General features: G+C 72.8%; 14 protein-coding genes. 7 read left to right on the top strand and 7 right to left on the bottom strand.

All coding sequences use genetic code 11. The features are described from left to right. Positions 1 to 9 precede the first annotated feature (9 nt). On the bottom strand, positions 10 to 1,608 hold the full coding sequence (locus Pen02_RS29270; RefSeq protein ID WP_203869361.1) for a glycosyltransferase family 2 protein: 1,599 nt from the start codon (positions 1,606 to 1,608) through the stop codon (positions 10 to 12). Positions 1,609 to 1,924: 316 nt separating this feature from the next. Between Pen02_RS29270 and Pen02_RS29265 the strand changes: the two genes are divergently transcribed. Then, complete coding sequence (locus Pen02_RS29265) at positions 1,925 to 2,983, top strand: glycosyltransferase family 2 protein (RefSeq protein ID WP_203869360.1); 1,059 nt, start codon at positions 1,925 to 1,927, stop codon at positions 2,981 to 2,983. Then, entirely contained in the window at positions 2,980 to 4,212 is a 1,233-nt protein-coding gene (locus tag Pen02_RS29260; protein ID WP_239141500.1) for a glycosyltransferase, read from the top strand. The genes Pen02_RS29265 and Pen02_RS29260 overlap by 4 nt, the downstream gene beginning before the upstream one ends. A 122-nt stretch (positions 4,213 to 4,334) precedes the next feature. Here the strand turns inward: Pen02_RS29260 and rarD are convergent, their stop codons facing one another. The 4 genes from rarD to eccE all read right to left on the bottom strand — a co-directional run bounded on the left by rarD (position 4,335) and on the right by eccE (position 8,308). Continuing rightward, positions 4,335 to 5,270: an EamA family transporter RarD gene (gene rarD / locus Pen02_RS29255; protein WP_203869359.1), complete on the bottom strand. Its 936-nt coding sequence runs from the start codon at positions 5,268 to 5,270 to the stop codon at positions 4,335 to 4,337. Then, positions 5,267 to 5,767 (bottom strand): GNAT family N-acetyltransferase, encoded by a 501-nt coding sequence (locus Pen02_RS29250; protein WP_203869358.1) that lies wholly within the window; start codon positions 5,765 to 5,767, stop codon positions 5,267 to 5,269. Before Pen02_RS29250 ends, rarD begins: the two co-directional genes overlap by 4 nt. A 129-nt stretch (positions 5,768 to 5,896) precedes the next feature. Beyond that, positions 5,897 to 6,283 (bottom strand): phage holin family protein, encoded by a 387-nt coding sequence (locus Pen02_RS29245; protein WP_203869357.1) that lies wholly within the window; start codon positions 6,281 to 6,283, stop codon positions 5,897 to 5,899. Positions 6,284 to 6,433: 150 nt separating this feature from the next. Next, entirely contained in the window at positions 6,434 to 8,308 is a 1,875-nt protein-coding gene (eccE, locus tag Pen02_RS29240) for a type VII secretion protein EccE (RefSeq protein ID WP_239141498.1), read from the bottom strand. 101 nt (positions 8,309 to 8,409) lie between these two features. Here eccE and eccB point away from each other — a divergent pair, with 101 nt between their 5' ends. The 3 genes from eccB (at position 8,410) to Pen02_RS29225 (ending at position 10,699) form a co-directional block, all read left to right on the top strand. After that, a complete protein-coding gene (eccB, locus tag Pen02_RS29235; protein ID WP_203869356.1) occupies positions 8,410 to 9,807 on the top strand; it encodes a type VII secretion protein EccB in 1,398 nt (465 codons plus the stop codon). Between the two features lie 254 nt (positions 9,808 to 10,061). Next, positions 10,062 to 10,382: a WXG100 family type VII secretion target gene (locus tag Pen02_RS29230; protein WP_107262201.1), complete on the top strand. Its 321-nt coding sequence runs from the start codon at positions 10,062 to 10,064 to the stop codon at positions 10,380 to 10,382. Positions 10,383 to 10,405: 23 nt separating this feature from the next. Next, entirely contained in the window at positions 10,406 to 10,699 is a 294-nt protein-coding gene (locus tag Pen02_RS29225) for a WXG100 family type VII secretion target (protein WP_203869355.1), read from the top strand. Between the two features lie 279 nt (positions 10,700 to 10,978). Here Pen02_RS29225 and mycP read toward each other — a convergent pair whose 3' ends face one another. After that, a complete protein-coding gene (gene mycP, locus Pen02_RS29220; RefSeq protein WP_203869354.1) occupies positions 10,979 to 12,217 on the bottom strand; it encodes a type VII secretion-associated serine protease mycosin in 1,239 nt (412 codons plus the stop codon). Positions 12,218 to 12,401: 184 nt separating this feature from the next. Here mycP and Pen02_RS29215 point away from each other — a divergent pair, with 184 nt between their 5' ends. Both Pen02_RS29215 and Pen02_RS29210 read left to right on the top strand, forming a co-directional pair. Beyond that, positions 12,402 to 15,710, top strand: coding sequence for an SseB family protein (locus tag Pen02_RS29215; protein ID WP_203869353.1), 3,309 nt, complete (start codon positions 12,402 to 12,404; stop codon positions 15,708 to 15,710). Further along, the gene (locus Pen02_RS29210; protein ID WP_203869459.1) at positions 15,707 to 16,072 is read left to right on the top strand and encodes a UCP033725 family protein; all 366 of its coding nucleotides are present in this window, start codon (positions 15,707 to 15,709) and stop codon (positions 16,070 to 16,072) included. Before Pen02_RS29215 ends, Pen02_RS29210 begins: the two co-directional genes overlap by 4 nt. Positions 16,073 to 16,213: 141 nt before the next feature. On the opposite strand, the gene Pen02_RS29205 is transcribed toward Pen02_RS29210, so the two are convergent. Then, positions 16,214 to 17,155, bottom strand: coding sequence for an alpha/beta fold hydrolase (locus Pen02_RS29205; protein WP_203869352.1), 942 nt, complete (start codon positions 17,153 to 17,155; stop codon positions 16,214 to 16,216). Positions 17,156 to 17,273 lie beyond the last annotated feature (118 nt).

Below are 17,273 nucleotides of genomic sequence, written 5' to 3'. Positions count from 1 at the left end.
GCGGGACGGTCAGCGGCGGCGGAGCTTCTGGCGGAGCCGGGCGGTGACCCGGCCGGGGGTGACCGGCACCACGGAGATCATCAGCCGGCCGGACTCGTCCCGGGTCGGGGTGAGCAGGTAGAGCCGGGCGCCGCGTCGGCGTACCAGCGGAACCGCCCCGGTCAGCCGGGGCGCCCGCAGCGCGGCGGCACCGCCCGCGCCGGCCGCGCTGTTGGCGCCGAGCGCGCGGTCCGGGTCGAACGGGCCCGCCTGGGCCGAGACGATCCGGCGCTGCCCGGTCGTGCCGGTGCCGGCGAGCAGGTCGGCGGCGCGGAACCTGACCCGTACGGTGCTGCCGGTGCCGCCCCGGGCGAGCACCACGGTCTCGGCCGGGATCTCCTCGGCGCTCACGGTCAGCGGTTCGGCCCCGGCCGCGACCAGGTCCGGCAGCGGCGAGTACGCCGTGATGGTCAGCACCCGTTCGCCCTGCTCGTCGTCCTCCCAGCCGAAGCCGGTGGCGTCGAGCTTCGCCGGCCACTCCGGCACCCTCGTCACGTCGAAACAGGAGTCCGGCAGGCCACGCGCCGCATCCCGGAACCCCGGGTACGCCGCATAGCGCCGGGGCCCGTCGACCACGGTCGGCGGTACGCCCACCTCGGCGTCCTGCCGGATCACCGCGAGCAGGTCGTCGAGGCTGCCGTCCCGGGTCAGCGCGAACCGGATCCGGGTCTCCGCGCCCAACTGGTCGGCGACCTCCTCGGTCAGGTGTTCCGCCACCAGCCGTCCGATCCCGTCGTGCACCTCCTGCTGCTGCTCCCGGTCGAGTCGGAGCAGGTCGTCCTCGACGAGTTTGGCGACCTCGTGGTCGAACCGGCGCACCATGACCGCGTCCCGGCGCTTGCCCGGCTCGATCAGCTCGGCCACGTACGCCAGGTTCGCCTCGACGGTACGCAGCCGCTCCAGGTGCCGGCTCAGATAGGTGATGTTGGTGGCGCTGAACCGGCGTACGGCGTAGTAGAACTCGTAGTCGGCGAGTACCGAGATGCGCCGGGCCCGGTAGCACGCCTCCAGGGTGAACGGCAGGTCGCTGGCGATCCGCAGTTCCTCGCGGTAGCGGATGGCGTGCCGGTCGAGCAGCTCCCTGCGGAACAGCTTGGTGTTGGCCAGCGAGCGGGGCAGCGGTGAGTCGAAGAGGTCCACGTCGACGGCGTTGCGGGCGAAGATGTCCTGGTAGATGTGCCGGCTGTTGACCCCGACCACCCTGCCGAGCACGACGTCGGAGTCCCACTCGTCGGCGGCGGTGACCAGCCGTTCCAGCGCCTCCGGGCCGAGGTGGTCGTCGGCGCCGACGAAGAAGACGTACCGGCCGGTGGCGGCGTCGAGGCCGCGGTTGCACGGGCCGGCCGGGCCGCCCGAGTTCGGCTGGTGGATGACGGTGAAGGTGCCGGGGTGCCGGGCGGCGTACCTGTCGAGTTCGGCGCCGCTGCGGTCGGTCGAGCCGTCGTCCACCGCCACCACCTGCATCCGGGACAGTCCGATGGTCTGCCGGACGAGCGAGTCCAGGCACCGGGTCAGGTAGGGCATGGTGTTGTAGACCGGTACCACCACGCTGACGTCCGGCGCGCTCATCGGGCGTTACCCTCCATTGTCCGCAGGTTCACCCGCCCGTTTCCTCGAATTCACCTATTCGATTTCCCCGGGCCTCGGCTGAATCGACGGCGAGTGTACGTCACCGCGCCGTCCCACCACTCCACCGTGCTTGTTCATTTCGTGTTCACCCAATTCGACCCAGCCCCGCCTGCCGGCCCCGTCACCGTGCGGCCGGCTGCCGACTCACCAATGTACGCGCATTCTCCGCTTTGAATTAACCTGCGCATCCCGCCGGGCAAATAGTCTCGACCACCGGTATTCCCCGGCAGATCTCCCGACGAGTTAGCGGGTCTTCATGTCCACTGCACCCCACGTCAGCGTCGTGATCCCCACCCGTAACCGGCCGGATCTGGTGACCCGCGCGGTGCGCAGCGTACTGGCGCAGACCGTGACCGACCTTGAGGTCATCGTCGTGGTCGACGGTCCGGACGACGCGACCCGGGAGGTGCTGGCGGCGATCGGCGACGACCGGCTGCGGGTACTGCCGCTGCCCGAGTCGGGTGGTGCGCCGAACGCCCGCAACCTCGGCGTACGCGAGGCGCGGGCACCGTGGACGGCGCTGCTGGACGACGACGACGAGTGGCTGCCGACCAAGCTCGCCGTCCAGTTGGACCTCGCGGCGGGCGCCCGGGTGGCGCTGCCGATCGTGGCCTGCCGGCTGCTGAACCGCACCCCTCGGGCCGAGTTCGTGATGCCGCGCCGGCTGCCGGCGGTGGGCGAGCCGCTGACCGAATACCTGACGGTGCGGCGCGGGCTGTTCCACGGCGACGGCTTCATCCAGACCTCGACCATCCTGGCGCCGACCGAGTTGCTGCGCCGGGTGCAATTCACCGTCGGCCTGCGCCGGCTCCAGGAACTCGACTGGACGTTCCGGGCGCTCAGCCACGCGGACGTCGACCTGGTCTACGCCGCCGAGCCGCTGGTGGTCTGGCACCAGGACGAGGACCGGCCCCGGATCACCTTCGACACCGTCTGGGAGGAGCAGTTCGAGTGGCTCCAGCGGAGTCGGCCGCTGCTCACCCGCAAGGCGTACGCTGCGTTGACGATGAGTGTGATCAGTTCGATGGCGGCACCGACCCGGAGCGGGGCGGCGTTCCGTACCCTGCTGCGCGAGGCGCGCCGGCACGGGCAGCCGGGGATCTTCGACTACCTGGCGTTCGCGCAGATCTGGGCGATCCCGCCGCAGCTCCGGCGTACCCTCCGGGACAAGATCCTGAAGCGGCCCGGCGCCAACCGCGCGGCGGCCTCGGCGACCCGGCCCGGCGCGCCTGTCGTCGCGTCCGCCCGGCGTCCGGTCGTGCCGGCCCAGCGGGTTTCCGGCGACTCCGGCCGGCCCAGCGAGATCGGCGCGTGACCACCCCGTCCCAGCCCGCTTCCACCGGCGCGGCACCGCACGATCCCGCATCGGACAACAACGGGGCGCCGACGGTGGTGGTCTGGCGTAGCGGGTTGCTCGCCGGGTCCGAGACCTTCATCCGCAACCAGGGCACCGCGCTGCCCCGCTGGCAGCCCAGGTTCCTCGGCGCCACCAAGGTCGGCTCGCCGCTGGCCGCCGACACCGACGTGATCGCCTATCCGGACGGCCGGCGGGACCGGTCGGCCTTCCTGCGGCTTCGGCTGACCGGCGAGTCACCGAGGCTGCGGCTGCTGCTGGCCGGGCTGCGGCCAGCGGTGGTGCACGCGCACTTCGGCAACGACGGCTGGCTGATCAGCCGTACCGCCGCACAGCTCGGGATACCGCTGGTGGTGACGGTGCACGGCTACGACGTGACGCGGCAGCCGCACGCGCCGGGCCTGCGCGGCGTCCGTTACCGGCGCAACCTGCGCCAGGTGTTCGACCGGGCCGCGTTGATCCTGGCGGTCTCCGGGTTCATCCGGGACAAGGCGATCGAGGCCGGCGCGCACCCGGCGAAGATCCGGGTGCACCACACCGGGGTACCGATCCCGGAGGTCGTGCCGGACGTCCAGAAGCGCTGGGACGTGGCGTTCGTCGGCCGGTTCGTCGAGAAGAAGGGTGTCGACGACCTCGTCGAGGCGCTCGGTACGCTCCGCGACCGGCGGCCCCGGGTGTTGCTGGTCGGCTCCGGACCGCTGGAGTGGCCGATCCGGGAGCGGGCCACGGCCCTCGGGCTGGACGCGACGTTCCTCGGCGCACTGGAGCCGGCGGCGGTCGCCCGGCACCTGGCGGAGTCGAAGATCTTCGTCTCGCCGTCGAAGACGGCCTCGGACGGGGACGCCGAGGGGCTGCCGACGACGATCCTGGAGGCGGCCAGCCTGGGCCTGCCGACGGTCTCGACCTACCACAGCGGAATTCCTGAGGCGGTGCTCCCTGGCGAGACGGGGCTGCTCGGCGCCGAGGGGGACCGGGCGGCACTGGCCGGCAACATCCGGCAGTTGCTCGCCGACGACGAGCTGCGGACCAGGCTCGGCGGCCAGGCCCGCCGGTACGTCGTCGAGCACTTCGACCTGCACAAGCAGACCCGCCTGCTGGAGAAACTCTACGAGTCGGTGGCCGCCGGCCGGCCCGTCGCGCCGCTGCCGGCCGGGCTCGAACTGCCGGTCGGGCACCCCGCCGAGCACTGAACCGCCACAGCCCGGCAGCGGTCCCGGTGGCCTGGCGCCGCGCCGCCGGGGTCGAGTGGACGGCGCCTCGCCGGGGTCGGGTGGACGGCGCGTCGCCGGGTCGGGTGATCGGGGAGGCGTCGTCAGCGGGCGGCGGTCGCCGCCGCCGGCTCCGGGGTGGCGGCGAGCAGCGCGGCGGTGCGGGTCCGGCGTACGTTCCGGATCCCGTCCACCGTGAAGACCACCAGCGCCAGCCAGACCAGCGCGAAACCGGCCAGCCGGGCCGGTGGCATCGGCTCGTGGAAGACGAGTACGCCGAAGCCGAGCTGGAGGATCGGCGCCAGGTACTGCAACGTGCCCAGCGCGGTCAGCGGAAGCCGGTTCGCCGCACCGGCGAACATCAGCAGCGGGATGGCGGTCGCCGCGCCGGCCAGCATCAGCAGAATTGTGTGCCCGGCGGAGACCTGCCCGAAGCTCGATTCGGCGTGCCAGGTCAGCCAGCCGAGATAGCCGAGCGCCGGCAGGGTCAGCGCCGCCGACTCGATGAACATCCCCTCGGCGGCCGGCAGCCCGAGCCGCTTCTTCACCAGGCTGTACCCGCCGAAGCTGAACGCCAGGGCGAGCGCCAGATAGGGCAGCCGGCCGTAGTCGACGGTGAGTACCGCGACCGCGACGCCGCCGATGCCGAGCGCCACCCACTGGCCGACCCGCAGCCGCTCGCCGAGCACGGTGACCCCGAACAGGATGATGACGAGCGGGTTGATGAAGTAGCCGAGCGCGGTCTCGACGACCCGTTCGGAGTTGACGCCGTAGATGTAGGCGCCCCAGTTGACCGCGATCAGCGCGGCGGCGAGCCCGATCCCGGCCAGCCTGCCCGGGTGGCGCCGCAGTTCGCGCAGGAAGCCCCAGTTGCGCAGCACCCCGAGCAGCAGTGCGACGAAGACCACCGACCAGACCACCCGGTGGGCCAGGATCTCGATCGGACCGGCCGGCTCCAGCAGCCTGATGTACAGCGGGAAGAACCCCCAGATCGTGTACGCACCGATGCCGTAGAGGTATCCCCGCCGTACCTGGTTCATGGCTCTACCGTAAGGGGTGAAACGGGATCAGATTCCTTTCCCGTGAGCGGTGTCACGGGCGGCTTCCGCAGGTCCGCCTCCATCCACTGGCTCGGCTCGGCCAGCGGGGTGAAGCCCTCGGCGGCGTACACCCCGTGCGCGTCCCCGGTGGCCAGCAGGATGCGCTTCACACCCCGGCGGGCGTACTCGTCCCGGACGGTGCGGACCAACCAACGGGCCAGCCCTCGGCCGCGCTCGGCCCGGTCGACGTAGACGTCGCAGAGCCAGCCGAAGGTGGCCCCGTCGGTCACCACCCGGGCGAAGGCCACCTGCCGGCCGTCGTCCGGGGCGTACACCCCGTAGACCGTCGAGCCCTCGATCGCCCGGACCAGTACGTCCCGGGGGCGGCCGAGCGCCCAGTAGGCGTCGGTGCAGAGCCAGTGGTGCACCCGGTCCACGTCCACCCGCCCGGGGTCGGTGCAGAGTTCGTACCCGTCGTCCCGTGTCGTGATCAGCACGCCGCGACGCTATCCCCGGACCACCGGACCGACCCGGGCCAATTCCCGCCCAGTGGTCGGCCTTCCGGTGGCCGCCGTCACCTGCGCGGGTCGGGTCGGTGGCGGTGAGCCGGGGCAGCGCCGGACGGCTCAGTCGCGGTCCAGCAGCAGGCCGAGCAGCCAGGTGACCACGCTCACGAAGAGCGCGCCGAGCACCGCCGCCGGCCAGAACCCGTCCACCTCGAACGGCAGCCCGAGCGCACCGGCGATGGCACTGGTGAGCAGGAACAGCAGCGCGTTCACCACCAGCGCGATCAGGCCGAGGGTGAGCAGGTAGAGCCCACAGCCGAGGGTCTTGATGATCGGCTGGAGCACACCGTTGACCACCCCGAAGATGACCGCCACCAGCACCAGCGTGAGCACCGCCTCGCCGATCGAGTCGGTGCCCAGGGTGATCCCCGGGATGAGCAGCGTGGCGAGCCAGAAGGCCAGCGCGGTGCTGCCGAGCCGGACGAGAAGACCTGTCAGGAAACCCATGCCCGCAGATGGTGCCACGGGATGCCAAAACCGCCCAGGTCAAGCCCGACCGGACCGGTGGACGGTTACCGGACCGGTGCGGTGGCGAACGGTTACCGGGCCGGTGGGGTGGAGCGAACGGCTACCGGGCCGGCGGGATGTAGCGGGCGGTTACCGGGCCGGCGGGCCGATCAGTTGGGACTCGATCGGGGTGGCGGAGAGCAGTGCCCAGCGCAGCACCCGCCGGTTGATCACCCCGACCATGTCGGCCCGGATCCGGGTCAGCCAGTCCGCCGAGTCGCCGAGCCCCAGCGCCACGCCGGCCAACTGCGCCTCGTGCGGCCGGAGCGGCTGCAACACCACCAGGTCCGCCCGGGAAACGGCGTCGACGTCCACCGGGGCCAGTTCGTCGCGTACGACCAGGCTGGTCTGCCAGCCCGGCCCCGGCTGCGAGTCGGCCGCCACCGGGCCGACGTCGACCACCACCAGCAGCGGGTGCAGTTGGGTGCCGGGCGGGCCGCCCACCGGCCGCCCCGGCGGGATCATCGCGATCGGCGCTCCCGGGCCGCTGGCACCGCGTACGAACGGCTCCCAGGCGCGCGGGCGGGCCGTCTGCACCACGATCCGGGCGCCGAGCGCCATCGCCCGCAGCGCGATGAGCTGCGCGGCGCGTACCCCGCCGATCAGCACCACCCGGGTGGTCTCGGCCCGGAACAGCCGGGCGACCACCGCCGCGCCGTGCCGGTTGGCGCCGAGCATCAGCCCGGCCAACCCGATCGGCAGGTCGAGAGAGTCCACAGAGGAGGCCGGCAGGGTGGTGGCCGGCGCAGGGGCGGTCGGGCCGGCGCCCAGCACGCCGAGCGGCAGGGTGGCGGCGACGCCGTCGAGCTGCTCGCCGTCCAGCCGCCGGGCCATGGCGTGCTCGGCGGAGAGCAGCCGGCGCAGTGCCTGCACGGCGGTGCCGAGCGTCTGCGGGCTGTCGGCGGCGAGGCGTACCGTCACGTCCACCCGGATGTTGTCGGTGCCGCCGCCCGCCCACGGCCCGGCGCTCACCGAGACCGTGGTCGCGGTCGCCGGCAGCGCCAGCAGCCGGGGCACGAAGCGGCGCCCGGCCTCGCTGCGCAGGTCCGGCCAGCGGCGCAGCCGGAAGGTGGTCTGGAGCAGGCCGCCCAGGCTGACCCCCTGCCAGTTCTCCCGGGCCGGTTGCGCGCCGTCGTGGTGCACCATCTCCGCGAGTACGCCGAGCGCGGCGCGCTCGCCCAGCACCCGGGTCGGCACCGGGGCGAGCCGTCGGCGCACCTTGCGTACGGCGCTGGACAGCGCGCGGCGCAGGTCCTCTTCGGACCAGCCGTCGGCGCGCAGCACCCGCACCGCCAGCAGTGCCCGCTCGTGTCCGAGCAGCCGCCCCTCGGTGAGCTGCCGGTACGACGTCGCGGGGGTGCCGCCGCCCGCGCTCAACGTCGGTGCCGGTGCACCGGTGAGCACCAGTTGGACCCGCATCGGCGGGGTGTCGGCGCTGGCCGCCGGCAGCAGGCCGGCCGGGGAGAGCAGCGACTGCGGAGAGTCGGCGAGCATCCCGACCTGGTCACCGAGTTCGAGTACGGCGGTCAGGCCGTAGGCGTCGCTGACCATGCAGGCGGCGTCGCCGGCCAGGTCGACCGGCACCACCGTGGCGCCGGGGTTGACCAGGTCCAGCAACGCCTCCGGCGGCGCGGCCTGCGGCATCGTCCGCTGCCGGGAGCTGTATCGCATGCCGATCGCGATCCACTCGAACAGCCAGCGCCGACGTAGCCGGATCCAGGTCAGCAGCACCAGGGCGGCGGCGAGCAGCACCGCGCCGACGAGCAGCAGCGCACCCTGGCTCGCGGCGGCGAGCACCAGTGCCAGCGCCACCTGGAGCGCCACGATCTGCCCGGCCCGTACGCCGAACAGGCCGGACCGGGTCGGAGTGGACGATGCCGGCAGTGGTGCCGGTGGTGACCGGTCGATCCGGCTGCCCGGGGTGCTGGCCGGCCGGGTCCGGTTGTCTGCCGCAGTTACCGTCACCGCGATAGCCTCCCCTGGATGGGCGTCGGCCGTGGGCCCGCCCCCCGCGATTCGCTCAGGGGCCTATCGTATGGGCCGGACCAACCGGAGAGGGGGCCCGGATGCCGTCGAGGCAGGACCAGCTGCATTCCTACCAGTTCATGGTCCAGCGGGTGGTGGGTGCGCTGGTGATGCGGGAGACCGATCCCGCGCAGTCGCCGTTCCGGCGGGCGGCCGGTGCCACCCTGGCCAGCGTGCTGATCGCGCTGATCGGCATCGGTGGCTCGGTGGTGTACGGCGTCTTCGTCGGCGGTGGTGCGACGAAGTGGAAGGACTCCTCGGTCGTGATCGTCGAGAAGGAGTCCGGCGCCCAGTACGTCTACTACGAGAACACGCTGCATCCGGTGCTCAACTACGCCTCTGCGCTGCTCATCGTCGGCCAGCCCGCGCCGAAGACGGTGTCGGTGTCCCGGAAGTCGCTGGAGGGCCAGCCGCGCGGGGTGACGCTGGGCATCCGGGACCTGCCGGAGTCGCTGGCCCCGAGCAACCGGCTGGTCTCCGGCGGCTGGACGATCTGCTCCGAGCCGCCGACCGGAGCCGGCGGGGCGCCGAAGTCGACGCTGCTGATCGGCAGGTCGGCGCCGGGCGGTAAGGACCTGGGCGAGCAGGGCGTGCTGGCGGAGCACCCGAACGGCCAGCTCTTCCTGATCTGGCACAACCGGCGGCATCTCATCGAGAACCCCGACGTGGTGGTCGACGCGTTGTGGGGCATTGACTCCCGGCGGGTGCCGGTGGCACCGGCTCTGCTCAATGCCCTGCCGGCCGGAGCAGACCTGGGTGAGATCCGGATTCCGAACGCGGGTGAGCCGTCCGAGGCGGTGGACGGCGCGAAGATCGGCGAGGTCTTTCTGGTCGAGCGGCAGGGCGGCGGTCGCCAGTTCGCGGTGGCCCAGCGCGACGGCCTCTACAACATCACCGAGTTGCAGGCCGACATCCTGCTGACCACCGACGCCGTGAAACAGGGCCGCGAGACCAGGCTCTCGCAGGGCCAGTACGGCGCGATACCGAAGAAGGGCGCCCTGGTGCCCGGCAACGACGCGGCGGCGCCGGAGTCCACTCCCGACATCGCGGCGGCGGAGGGCGGCGTGGTCTGCGGCGACGTGCCGGACGACCGTGGCGTGCAGACCATCCGGCTCGGTGCCGACATGGCCGGCGTACCCGACCCGCCCGCGACCACCGCCCAGTCGGCCCGGGGCGGCACGCTAGCCGACCTGGTGGTGCTGGAGCCCGGTCGGGGCGTGGTGGTGGAGGCCGCCGCCGCACCCGGTGCCACCGGTGGCGCCATCTCGGTCGTCACCGACCAGGGCCGGCGGCACCCGGTGACCAGCGGCGAGGTGCTGGGCAACCTCGGCTACGGCGCCGCGAAACGGGTACGGATGCCGGCCGGCCTGGTCACGTTGATCCCGGACGGGCCGGCGCTGGATCCGGCAAAGGCCCGCGACCGGGCCGCCGCGCAATAGGCAGGCGGAAAATGTACTGGTCGGAGAGAATATCGGTGACCGTCGGTAGCCGCCGGTCCGGTTCATTGCGGTACGGGTTTGTCCACAGGGTGCCCGGAAGGGGTATCCAAGCCTTGCCCCGGCCCGCTACCGTCGGCTACGGAAGTAATTGCCAAGTTGTGCCGTGACCCGACGGGGAACGGACAAGAGCCGGGAAGTCCACAGTGGGTGTTCCCGGTTTGACGACGAGTTAAGGGAGCGGGGTGACTTCGGGGGTGTCCCAGACGCAGGCAGAAGCCGCGGTGATGGAACAGACCGCCACGAAGTTCGAGTCGGTCGACCAGTCGCTGCAGAGCATGCTGAGCAGCCTGATGGGTGAGCTCGAGGTGTTGCAGTCCGCGTGGCGGGGTGCGGGTGGCCGCTCGTTCGAGCAGGTCAAGCAGCAGTGGTCGCAGAACCAGGAGCAGATCCACCGCGCGCTGCGCGAGACCGCGACTGCGATCCGTACGTCCGGCCAGCAGTACGACGCGTCCGACACCGAGGCGTCGAGCCGGATGAACGCCACCAACGCCGGCGGCATGACGCTGCCGCTCTGATTTGACTGGGGAGGGAAGATCCGATGGGTGACGGCCTTCTTGTCGTCAATTTTGCCGCGCTGCAGCAGGCCAGCGCGGACATCCAGAAGGCGCTGAACACGCTCGACTCGCAGCTCGACCAGCTGGAGTCGGACGCCGCGCCGCTCGTCAGCACCTGGGAGGGTGACGCGCAGCAGGCGTACTTCCAGCGCCAGACCAAGTGGCGTCAGGGTGCGCAGGACATGTCCAACATGCTGCGTGACATCAAGATGGCGCTGGACGAGTCCGCGGCGGACTACCTCAGCACCGAGAAGAAGAACACCGGCCTGTTCCAGTAGGGCCGCCAGCACCACCCAGACTGCCCCGGGCTCCCGCGCCGTCCGCGCGCCGCGCCCGGGGCATCTGCTTACCCACTCCTCCGCACCGGGCTAGGAAGTCGGGCCGATGGACTCGCCCAGGCGCTCAGGCCAGTGGACCCGGCCAGGAGCTCGGACCGCTGCATCGGCTAGCTGGTTGGGCCGGTGGACCTGGCCAGGGGCTCGGACCGCTGCACCGGCTAGGTGGTTGGGCCGGTGGACCTGGCCAGGTGGTCGGAGTGGTCGGGGTGGTGCGCCCGGCTAGGAGGTCGGGCCGGCGGGACGCCAACCCCGGCGTGCACCCCGGGGCAGTACCACGGCCAGCAGCAGCGCCGCCAGCGCCACGGCACCGGCGAGGCCGGCCACCCACAGCGCCCGCTCCTCGGCCACCGAACGCCGCTCCACCCGCGCCGCCTCCACCGGGTCGACCTCGTGCGGCGGCAGCCCGGCGGCGGCCGGCTGCCGAGCCGGGGCCGACGTGTCGGTGACCGCGCGGTACGGGTTCAGCATGCCGGCACCGTAGGCGGCCGGGTCGGAGCCCGGCACCGGGTCGGTGGTCGAGGTCAGGCGCTGCGCCACCTCCCGTGCGCTCAGGTCGGGCCAGTACTGCCGGATCAGCGCGGCGGTGGCCGTCACGAACGGGGTGGCGAAACTCGTGCCGTTGTCCACCACATGCCCGACCTCCGGCACCGCGACCACCACGTTGCCGCCCGGGGCGACCAGGTCGACGTAGTCGCCGCGCTGGGAGAAGGGGGAGACGACGCCGTCCTCGCCGACCGAACCCACCCCGATCACCCCGTCGTACGACGTCGGGTACGGCCTCGGGTTGTCCTCCGCGTAGAGGTTGCCGGCGGCGGCGACGATCACGACATCCTTGTCCAGCGCGTACTCGACTGCCCGCTTGAGTGCCGGGTTGTCGTCGTAGTACACGACCGAGAGGTTGATCACGTCTGCCCCGTTGTCGACCGCCCAGCGGATCGACTGGGCGAATCCCTCGACGGTGACACTGTCGCCGTTCGACTCCTTGCCCTCGATGACCTTCTTCTCGCTGACCCGTACCGGAAGGATCTTGACCTGGGGGGCCAGCCCCCGGAAGGCGACGCCCTCCCGTGGGGTGGCCGCGATGATGCTGGCCGCGCCGGTGCCGTGCCGGACGCAGTCCCGGCTGCCGTCGAGGCCCGCGTCGAGGAAGTCCCGCCCCCGTAACACCCGGCCCCTCATCTGCGCGTGCGTCTTGTCGACCCCGGAGTCGATCACGGCGACCGTCACGCCGGCCCCGGTGGCAAGCGGCGCCAGCCGCTCCGGGGCGTACCGCTGTTGCGCCCAGGGCATGGTGGTGATGGGCTGGGCAGGTGGGGTGTTGTCGTCACAGCCGGGCAGGACCCGCTGCGAGATCGAGGGCCCGAGCGGCGCCGCGGTGGCCGGAGCGGCGGCGATCGGCGGGACCAGCAGCGCGGTGACGGCGCCCACCAGCGTGAGTCGTATTGTCCGGCCAGGCATCGGTAGCCTCCGAAATCGGTTCGGTCCGCCAGGGCCGGAACGCCATCGGTTCGGACCCGCCCACCGGATGCTATCGGTGGATCGTCGGCGACGGCATACACCGCCAGCCAACCATTGTGATCCGGTCCCCACCTTGTAGGTTGTACGCGATGCTTGTGGCCTGTTCGGCGAGAGGGAGGTGGCCGTGACCGAATGGGAGCCGGCCACCGAGACCGAGGCCGCGATGCGGGACGCACTGCGCGCGGGCGACCAGGAACTCTATTTCCGCATTCTCGCCCGCACCGATCTTCTGCTGCCGGTCTCCGCCGACGCGCTCGCCGGCCGCGCGCCGATGGGCTGGGGCACCTGGACCACCGGCGGCCGGACACACGTACTCGCATTCACGTCGACCGCCGCGTTGCACGCATGTCTCGCCGAGAACGCCGGCTCGACCCGCCGGGCCGCCTATCCCGAACTGGCCACCGGGTGGCCGAACCCGGAGTGGTGGCTGGCGGTGAACCCGGGGCTACCGATCGAGGGATACCTGCCCGCCTGGTTCGTCTCACAGCTCTCCCGTGGCGACGTACGGCTGCCCGGCCGCAGCATGGGCGCGCGAGCCCGGTTGGAGCAGGTCGAGCGGGCGGCCCGGGCCAGGGCCACCGCCTCCGTGCCGCGCCGCCAGTCGGACGAACCGCTGCGGGGCGAGCCGGAACCCGGCGGACCGTTCCGACCCGTCGAGCCGGACGCCGCACCGTTCCGGCCGCCCGATCCCGACGGGCACTCGTTCCGGTCCGGTGACCCCGACGGCGCACCGCTTCGGCCGGCCGACCCGGACGCGTTGCCGGTGCGCAGGCCGGGGGCGTCGAGGGAGCCGGGCGGGATCGGCGAGTCGTTCCGGCGGATGGAGTCGGATTCCCCGGGCCTGCCGTTCCGGTCAACCGAGCTGTCACGCGACTCCGCCGAGTCGTTCCGGCGGGCGGAGTCGGATTCGTCGGACCTGCCGTTCCGACCGACCGAGCTGTCGCGGGAGCCGGTCGATTCGTTCCGGTCGGCCGAGCTGTCGCGGGATCCAGTCGATTCGTTCCGACCGACCGAGCTGTCGCGGGAGCCGGTTGAATCGTTCCGGTCGGGCGAGCCCGCCGACGAGCCCGCGCCGGCCGTGCCGCTCACGGTCGACCTGACGCCGTTCGGGTCGTCTCCGGAGCCGACCTCCCCGGCCCCGTCCGCCGGCATCCCGGCCACGGTGCCGGTGATCGCGCCGACGCCGGTCCGGGGCGGGCTGGGCGGAGACTTCGGGAGCCAGATCTCGGACGACACCTCGGCCGGCTGGATGACTCCCGCCGGCCCGGCCCGGTCCGCCTCGTCCAGCACGGCGAACGGCAGCTCGACACCGGGCGGGGCGGCAACTGCCGGCGGGGCGGCGGCAACGGCCGGCGGAGCGTCGCCGACATCCGCTCCGCCATCCAGCTCGCCACCATCCAGCTCGCCACCACCCACTCCGCCTCCGCCGACATCCACTCCGCCGTCGGCCGAGAGGGCCGCCGGGCCGCCGCCTGCCTGGTACGGGCCCGCCGGTCAGCCCGCCGAGCAGCCACCGACCGTTCCGATCGACGCCCGCACGCCGGAAGACTGGCCGACCGGACCCGGGGCCGCCGAAACCCGGCCGGCGGAGGTCACGGCGCCGGTCGCGTGGACGCCGCCGCCCGTGCAGCCCGAGCCGTCGCTGTTCACCCCGGTCTCCCGTCGCCCGGCGGGCGAGTCGTGGTCCGATGCCGGCGAGCGGTGGTCCGCCACCACCGTCGGCGCCACCACCGACGGTCCGACGGCGGCGTTCGAGGCGCCCTCCACCGGCCGGCCCGCGACCGACCCGGTCCCCGCGAGCCGCACTGCCGCCGACCCGGGCCAGCCCGCCGAGGGCGGGACGGGGCCCACCCAACCGATCTTCACCGGCTCGGGTCTCCGGCAGGCGCTCTCCGGCCGGTCGCTCGCCAGGGAGTCCCTGTCGATGGGCTCGCCGGCCACCGAGAGGTTCGCCACCGCGACCCCCACCGAACAGTTCTCGCCCGGCCCGGCCGTTTCCGAGCAGTTCGCCGGCTTCTCGCCGACGACCCCCGCCGCCCCGCCGGCCACCGAGCCGGCCGTCAACGGCCCGCCGGCCACCGAGTCGGCCGTCAACGGCCCGGCGGTGACCGAGTCGGCCGTCAACGGCCCGGCCTTGACCGAGCAGTTCTCGTTCGGTCCGGCAGCCACTGAGCAGTTCGCCGCTCGCCCGCCGGTCACGGAGCAGTTCTCGGCCGGTCCGGCGGTCACCGAGCAGTTCGCCGCCAGCCAGTCGGCCGCCGACCAGTTCGGCGGCGGTCCGGCCCTGACCGAGCGGTTTCCGGCCGGTCCGCCGGTCGCCGAGCCGCCGGCCTCCGCAACGGCGCCTACCGAGCCGATCCCGGTCACCGGACAGCCGGCGGGCACCCACCCGGGTACGACCGCGCCCCCCGGGGCCGTACCTCGGCCTGCCACCGATCCGGTTCCGGGCCGTCGGCTTCCGTCCGAGTTCGTACCCGCCAACGACGTCGAGCGGAGCCTGCTCGACGCGGCCGGGGACGGCAGTACGGACACGTTCCTGTCCACGCTGCTGCTCGCCAAGGTGCTGCTGCCGGTGGCGTTCCGTTCGTCCCCGGGCGCCCGTCCCGGCGACGACGGCTTCGAGTGGCGTACCGAGCTGCTGGACGGCGAGCGGTACGTCGTGGTGTTCACCTCTCCGGAGCGCCTCGGTGACCACCTGCCGGAGACCGTCGACACCATCGAAGTCAAGTTCGCGCAGCTCATCCGGCGGTGGCCGGACGACAACTGGTCGTTCGCGGTGAACCCGGGCACCCCGGTCGGGGCGAAACTGCCGGGCGGGCAGATCGTCGCGCTGGCGAACTGGGCCGCCGAGGTGGGCCTCGGGGACGACACCGGCGAACCGGCACCACAGGCTCCGGCCGAGGAGGAGACGCCACGCTCGACGTACGCGCCGGCTCGGGAGGACCCGGGACGGCCGACGATGATGCAGAAGACCATCGCCCCCAGCCAGCTCTCCTACTATCTCGACCGGGGCTACGACCGGGTTTCCGGCTTCGTGCACCGGGCCTCCGAGGTCGCGCATCTGCGTACGCCGGCCAAGCTCTACGCCGCGCTCGGCCTCAACCACCCGGGGTCGCCGTTCGGCCGGGACGCCGAGGAGATCTACGTGCTGCGCTGGCCGGCCTACCGGCCCAGCCTCTACCGGATTCCGTACGGCGGGCAGAACGAGAGCGCCATGCGGGCCATGGAGGGCTGGGTGATCGAGCGGCCACCGTTCCGGGGCAACGGCTTCGCACCGGGCGAGAGCAGCGACGTGGTCGCCGAGTTCAAGGTGGACAGCGTACGGCTGCCGCACGGCGCCGAGCTGCACCGGATCGGTGTCGACGGCTCCGAGCGGCTGGTGGCGACGCTGGACTGTGACGTACCCGTCTGGCGCCGGGCCGAGGAGGGCTGATGCGCGACGGTTACGTTGCCCAGTGGCGCGGCCGGGAGTACGAGGCCAGCCCGGCCGGTGAGGACGTACGCCTCTACCAGGCGGAACCGGGCGAGGGTTTCGAGGAGGTCCGACCCGGCCGCTTCGTCCGGGTGGTGGCCGCCGCCGAGGTCGGCGAACTCGTCTACGTCCGGACCAGGTGCTCGTGGCAGGGCCAGCCGTTCATCGTGCTCGCGCAGCACGACAACTGGCTGCGGGTGGAGTACACCGGCGGGCGCTGGCCGGTCGCCGAGGCGATGGGGCTGGAGGCGTTCGACTTCGGCGTCTACCAGGGGTGGGCACCGGCGGCCGAGGTCACCGACCTGCGCGAGAACCGCGCCTGACGTACGCGCCCGACGTTCCTCCCAGGTGCCTGACGTTCACCGGGGCGGCCGACGTTCAGCCCGGGCGGCCGACGTTCACCCCCGCTGGCCGACCACCGGGCCGATTCCGGGGACGTCCAGCGCGGTCGACGGTGTCGACGGTCAGGACTTGGCCCAGCGCAGCACCTCGCCGAGCACCAGGTCGGTCGCCTCGACGTGCGGGAAGTGGCCGACGCCGTCCAGCAGCCGCCACTCGTACGGGGCCACCACGTAGCGGCTGGACCCCTGGGCGGTACGCGGCAGTGACGCCTCGTCCAGTGCGCCGTGCAGTTGCAGGGTCGGGGTGACCAGCGGCTTCTGCATCAGCTTGACGAACCGGTAACCGTGCAGCCGGAGTACCGACCGGAACGCCCACCGGTAGCCCTCCATCGCGCAGAACGCGGCCTGCGGAATCCGCATCGCCTGCCGGCAGCGCTCCGCGTAGTCGGCGAAGCCGGCGCTCTCCACCCAGCGCGGTCCGCCCCAGCGTTGCAGGAAGTAGCCGACCAGTGCCGCGTCGTCCCTGGTCAGCACGTGTTCGTAGCGGGGGATCTGGAACTTCAGCGTCGGGGTGGCCGCCGCGAACTGGCCGCGCGGGTCGGCGAAGATGCCGGCCCGCAGTCGCAGTGGGTGCGGCGCCGCGAGCACCACCAGGCGGCGGACCAGGCTCGGGTGGAAGGAGGCGGCGGTCCAGCCGATCATGCCGCCGGCCCCGGAGCCGACCACCACCGCCGAGCGTTCGCCGAGGGCCCGGATCAGGCCGGCCACGTCGGCGGCGAGGGTGTAGCCGTCGTACCCCCGGGGCGGCTTGTCGCTCGCACCGTAACCGCGCAGGTCGACCGCGACCGCCCGGTAGCCGGCGTCGGCGACGGCCGGCAACATCTCGTGCCAGGCCCACCAGAACTCGGGGAAGCCGTGCAGGAAGAGCACCAGGGGCCCGCTGCCCGCCTCGACGACGTGGAACCGGCTGCCGTTGGCGCCGACGAAGCGGTGCGTCCACGGCCCCTCCACCAGTACGCAGGACTCGTCGACGAGGGACCTCCGGCCGGCGCCGCGCTCGCTCATGCCGCCTCCTCGAACCGCTCGCCGGCCTTCCAGGCCTTCTCGGCCTCCCCGGTCGGATCGCCCGCCTCCCCGACCCGATCCCCGACGTGTCCGGCGCGATCGTCCTGCTGCCCGGCCC

Origin of the sequence: Plantactinospora endophytica, from assembly GCF_016862915.1 — a bacterium.
GTDB classification, from domain to species: Bacteria; Actinomycetota; Actinomycetes; order Mycobacteriales; family Micromonosporaceae; genus Plantactinospora; species Plantactinospora endophytica.
The sequence above is the reverse complement of the archived record's forward strand: the minus strand, read 5'-3'. Positions and strand labels throughout refer to the sequence as shown.

Bases quoted from the DNA above. Each gene is read 5' to 3' on its own strand.
- Pen02_RS29270 (WP_203869361.1), bottom strand. From the start codon at position 1,608: ATGAGCGCGCCGGACGTCAGCGTGGTGGTACCGGTCTACAACACCATG.
- Pen02_RS29265 (WP_203869360.1), top strand. From the start codon at position 1,925: ATGTCCACTGCACCCCACGTCAGCGTCGTGATCCCCACCCGTAACCGG.
- rarD (WP_203869359.1), bottom strand. From the start codon at position 5,270: ATGAACCAGGTACGGCGGGGATACCTCTACGGCATCGGTGCGTACACG.
- Pen02_RS29245 (WP_203869357.1), bottom strand. From the start codon at position 6,283: ATGGGTTTCCTGACAGGTCTTCTCGTCCGGCTCGGCAGCACCGCGCTG.
- eccB (WP_203869356.1), top strand. From the start codon at position 8,410: ATGCCGTCGAGGCAGGACCAGCTGCATTCCTACCAGTTCATGGTCCAG.
- Pen02_RS29225 (WP_203869355.1), top strand. From the start codon at position 10,406: ATGGGTGACGGCCTTCTTGTCGTCAATTTTGCCGCGCTGCAGCAGGCC.
- mycP (WP_203869354.1), bottom strand. From the start codon at position 12,217: ATGCCTGGCCGGACAATACGACTCACGCTGGTGGGCGCCGTCACCGCG.
- Pen02_RS29205 (WP_203869352.1), bottom strand. From the start codon at position 17,155: ATGAGCGAGCGCGGCGCCGGCCGGAGGTCCCTCGTCGACGAGTCCTGC.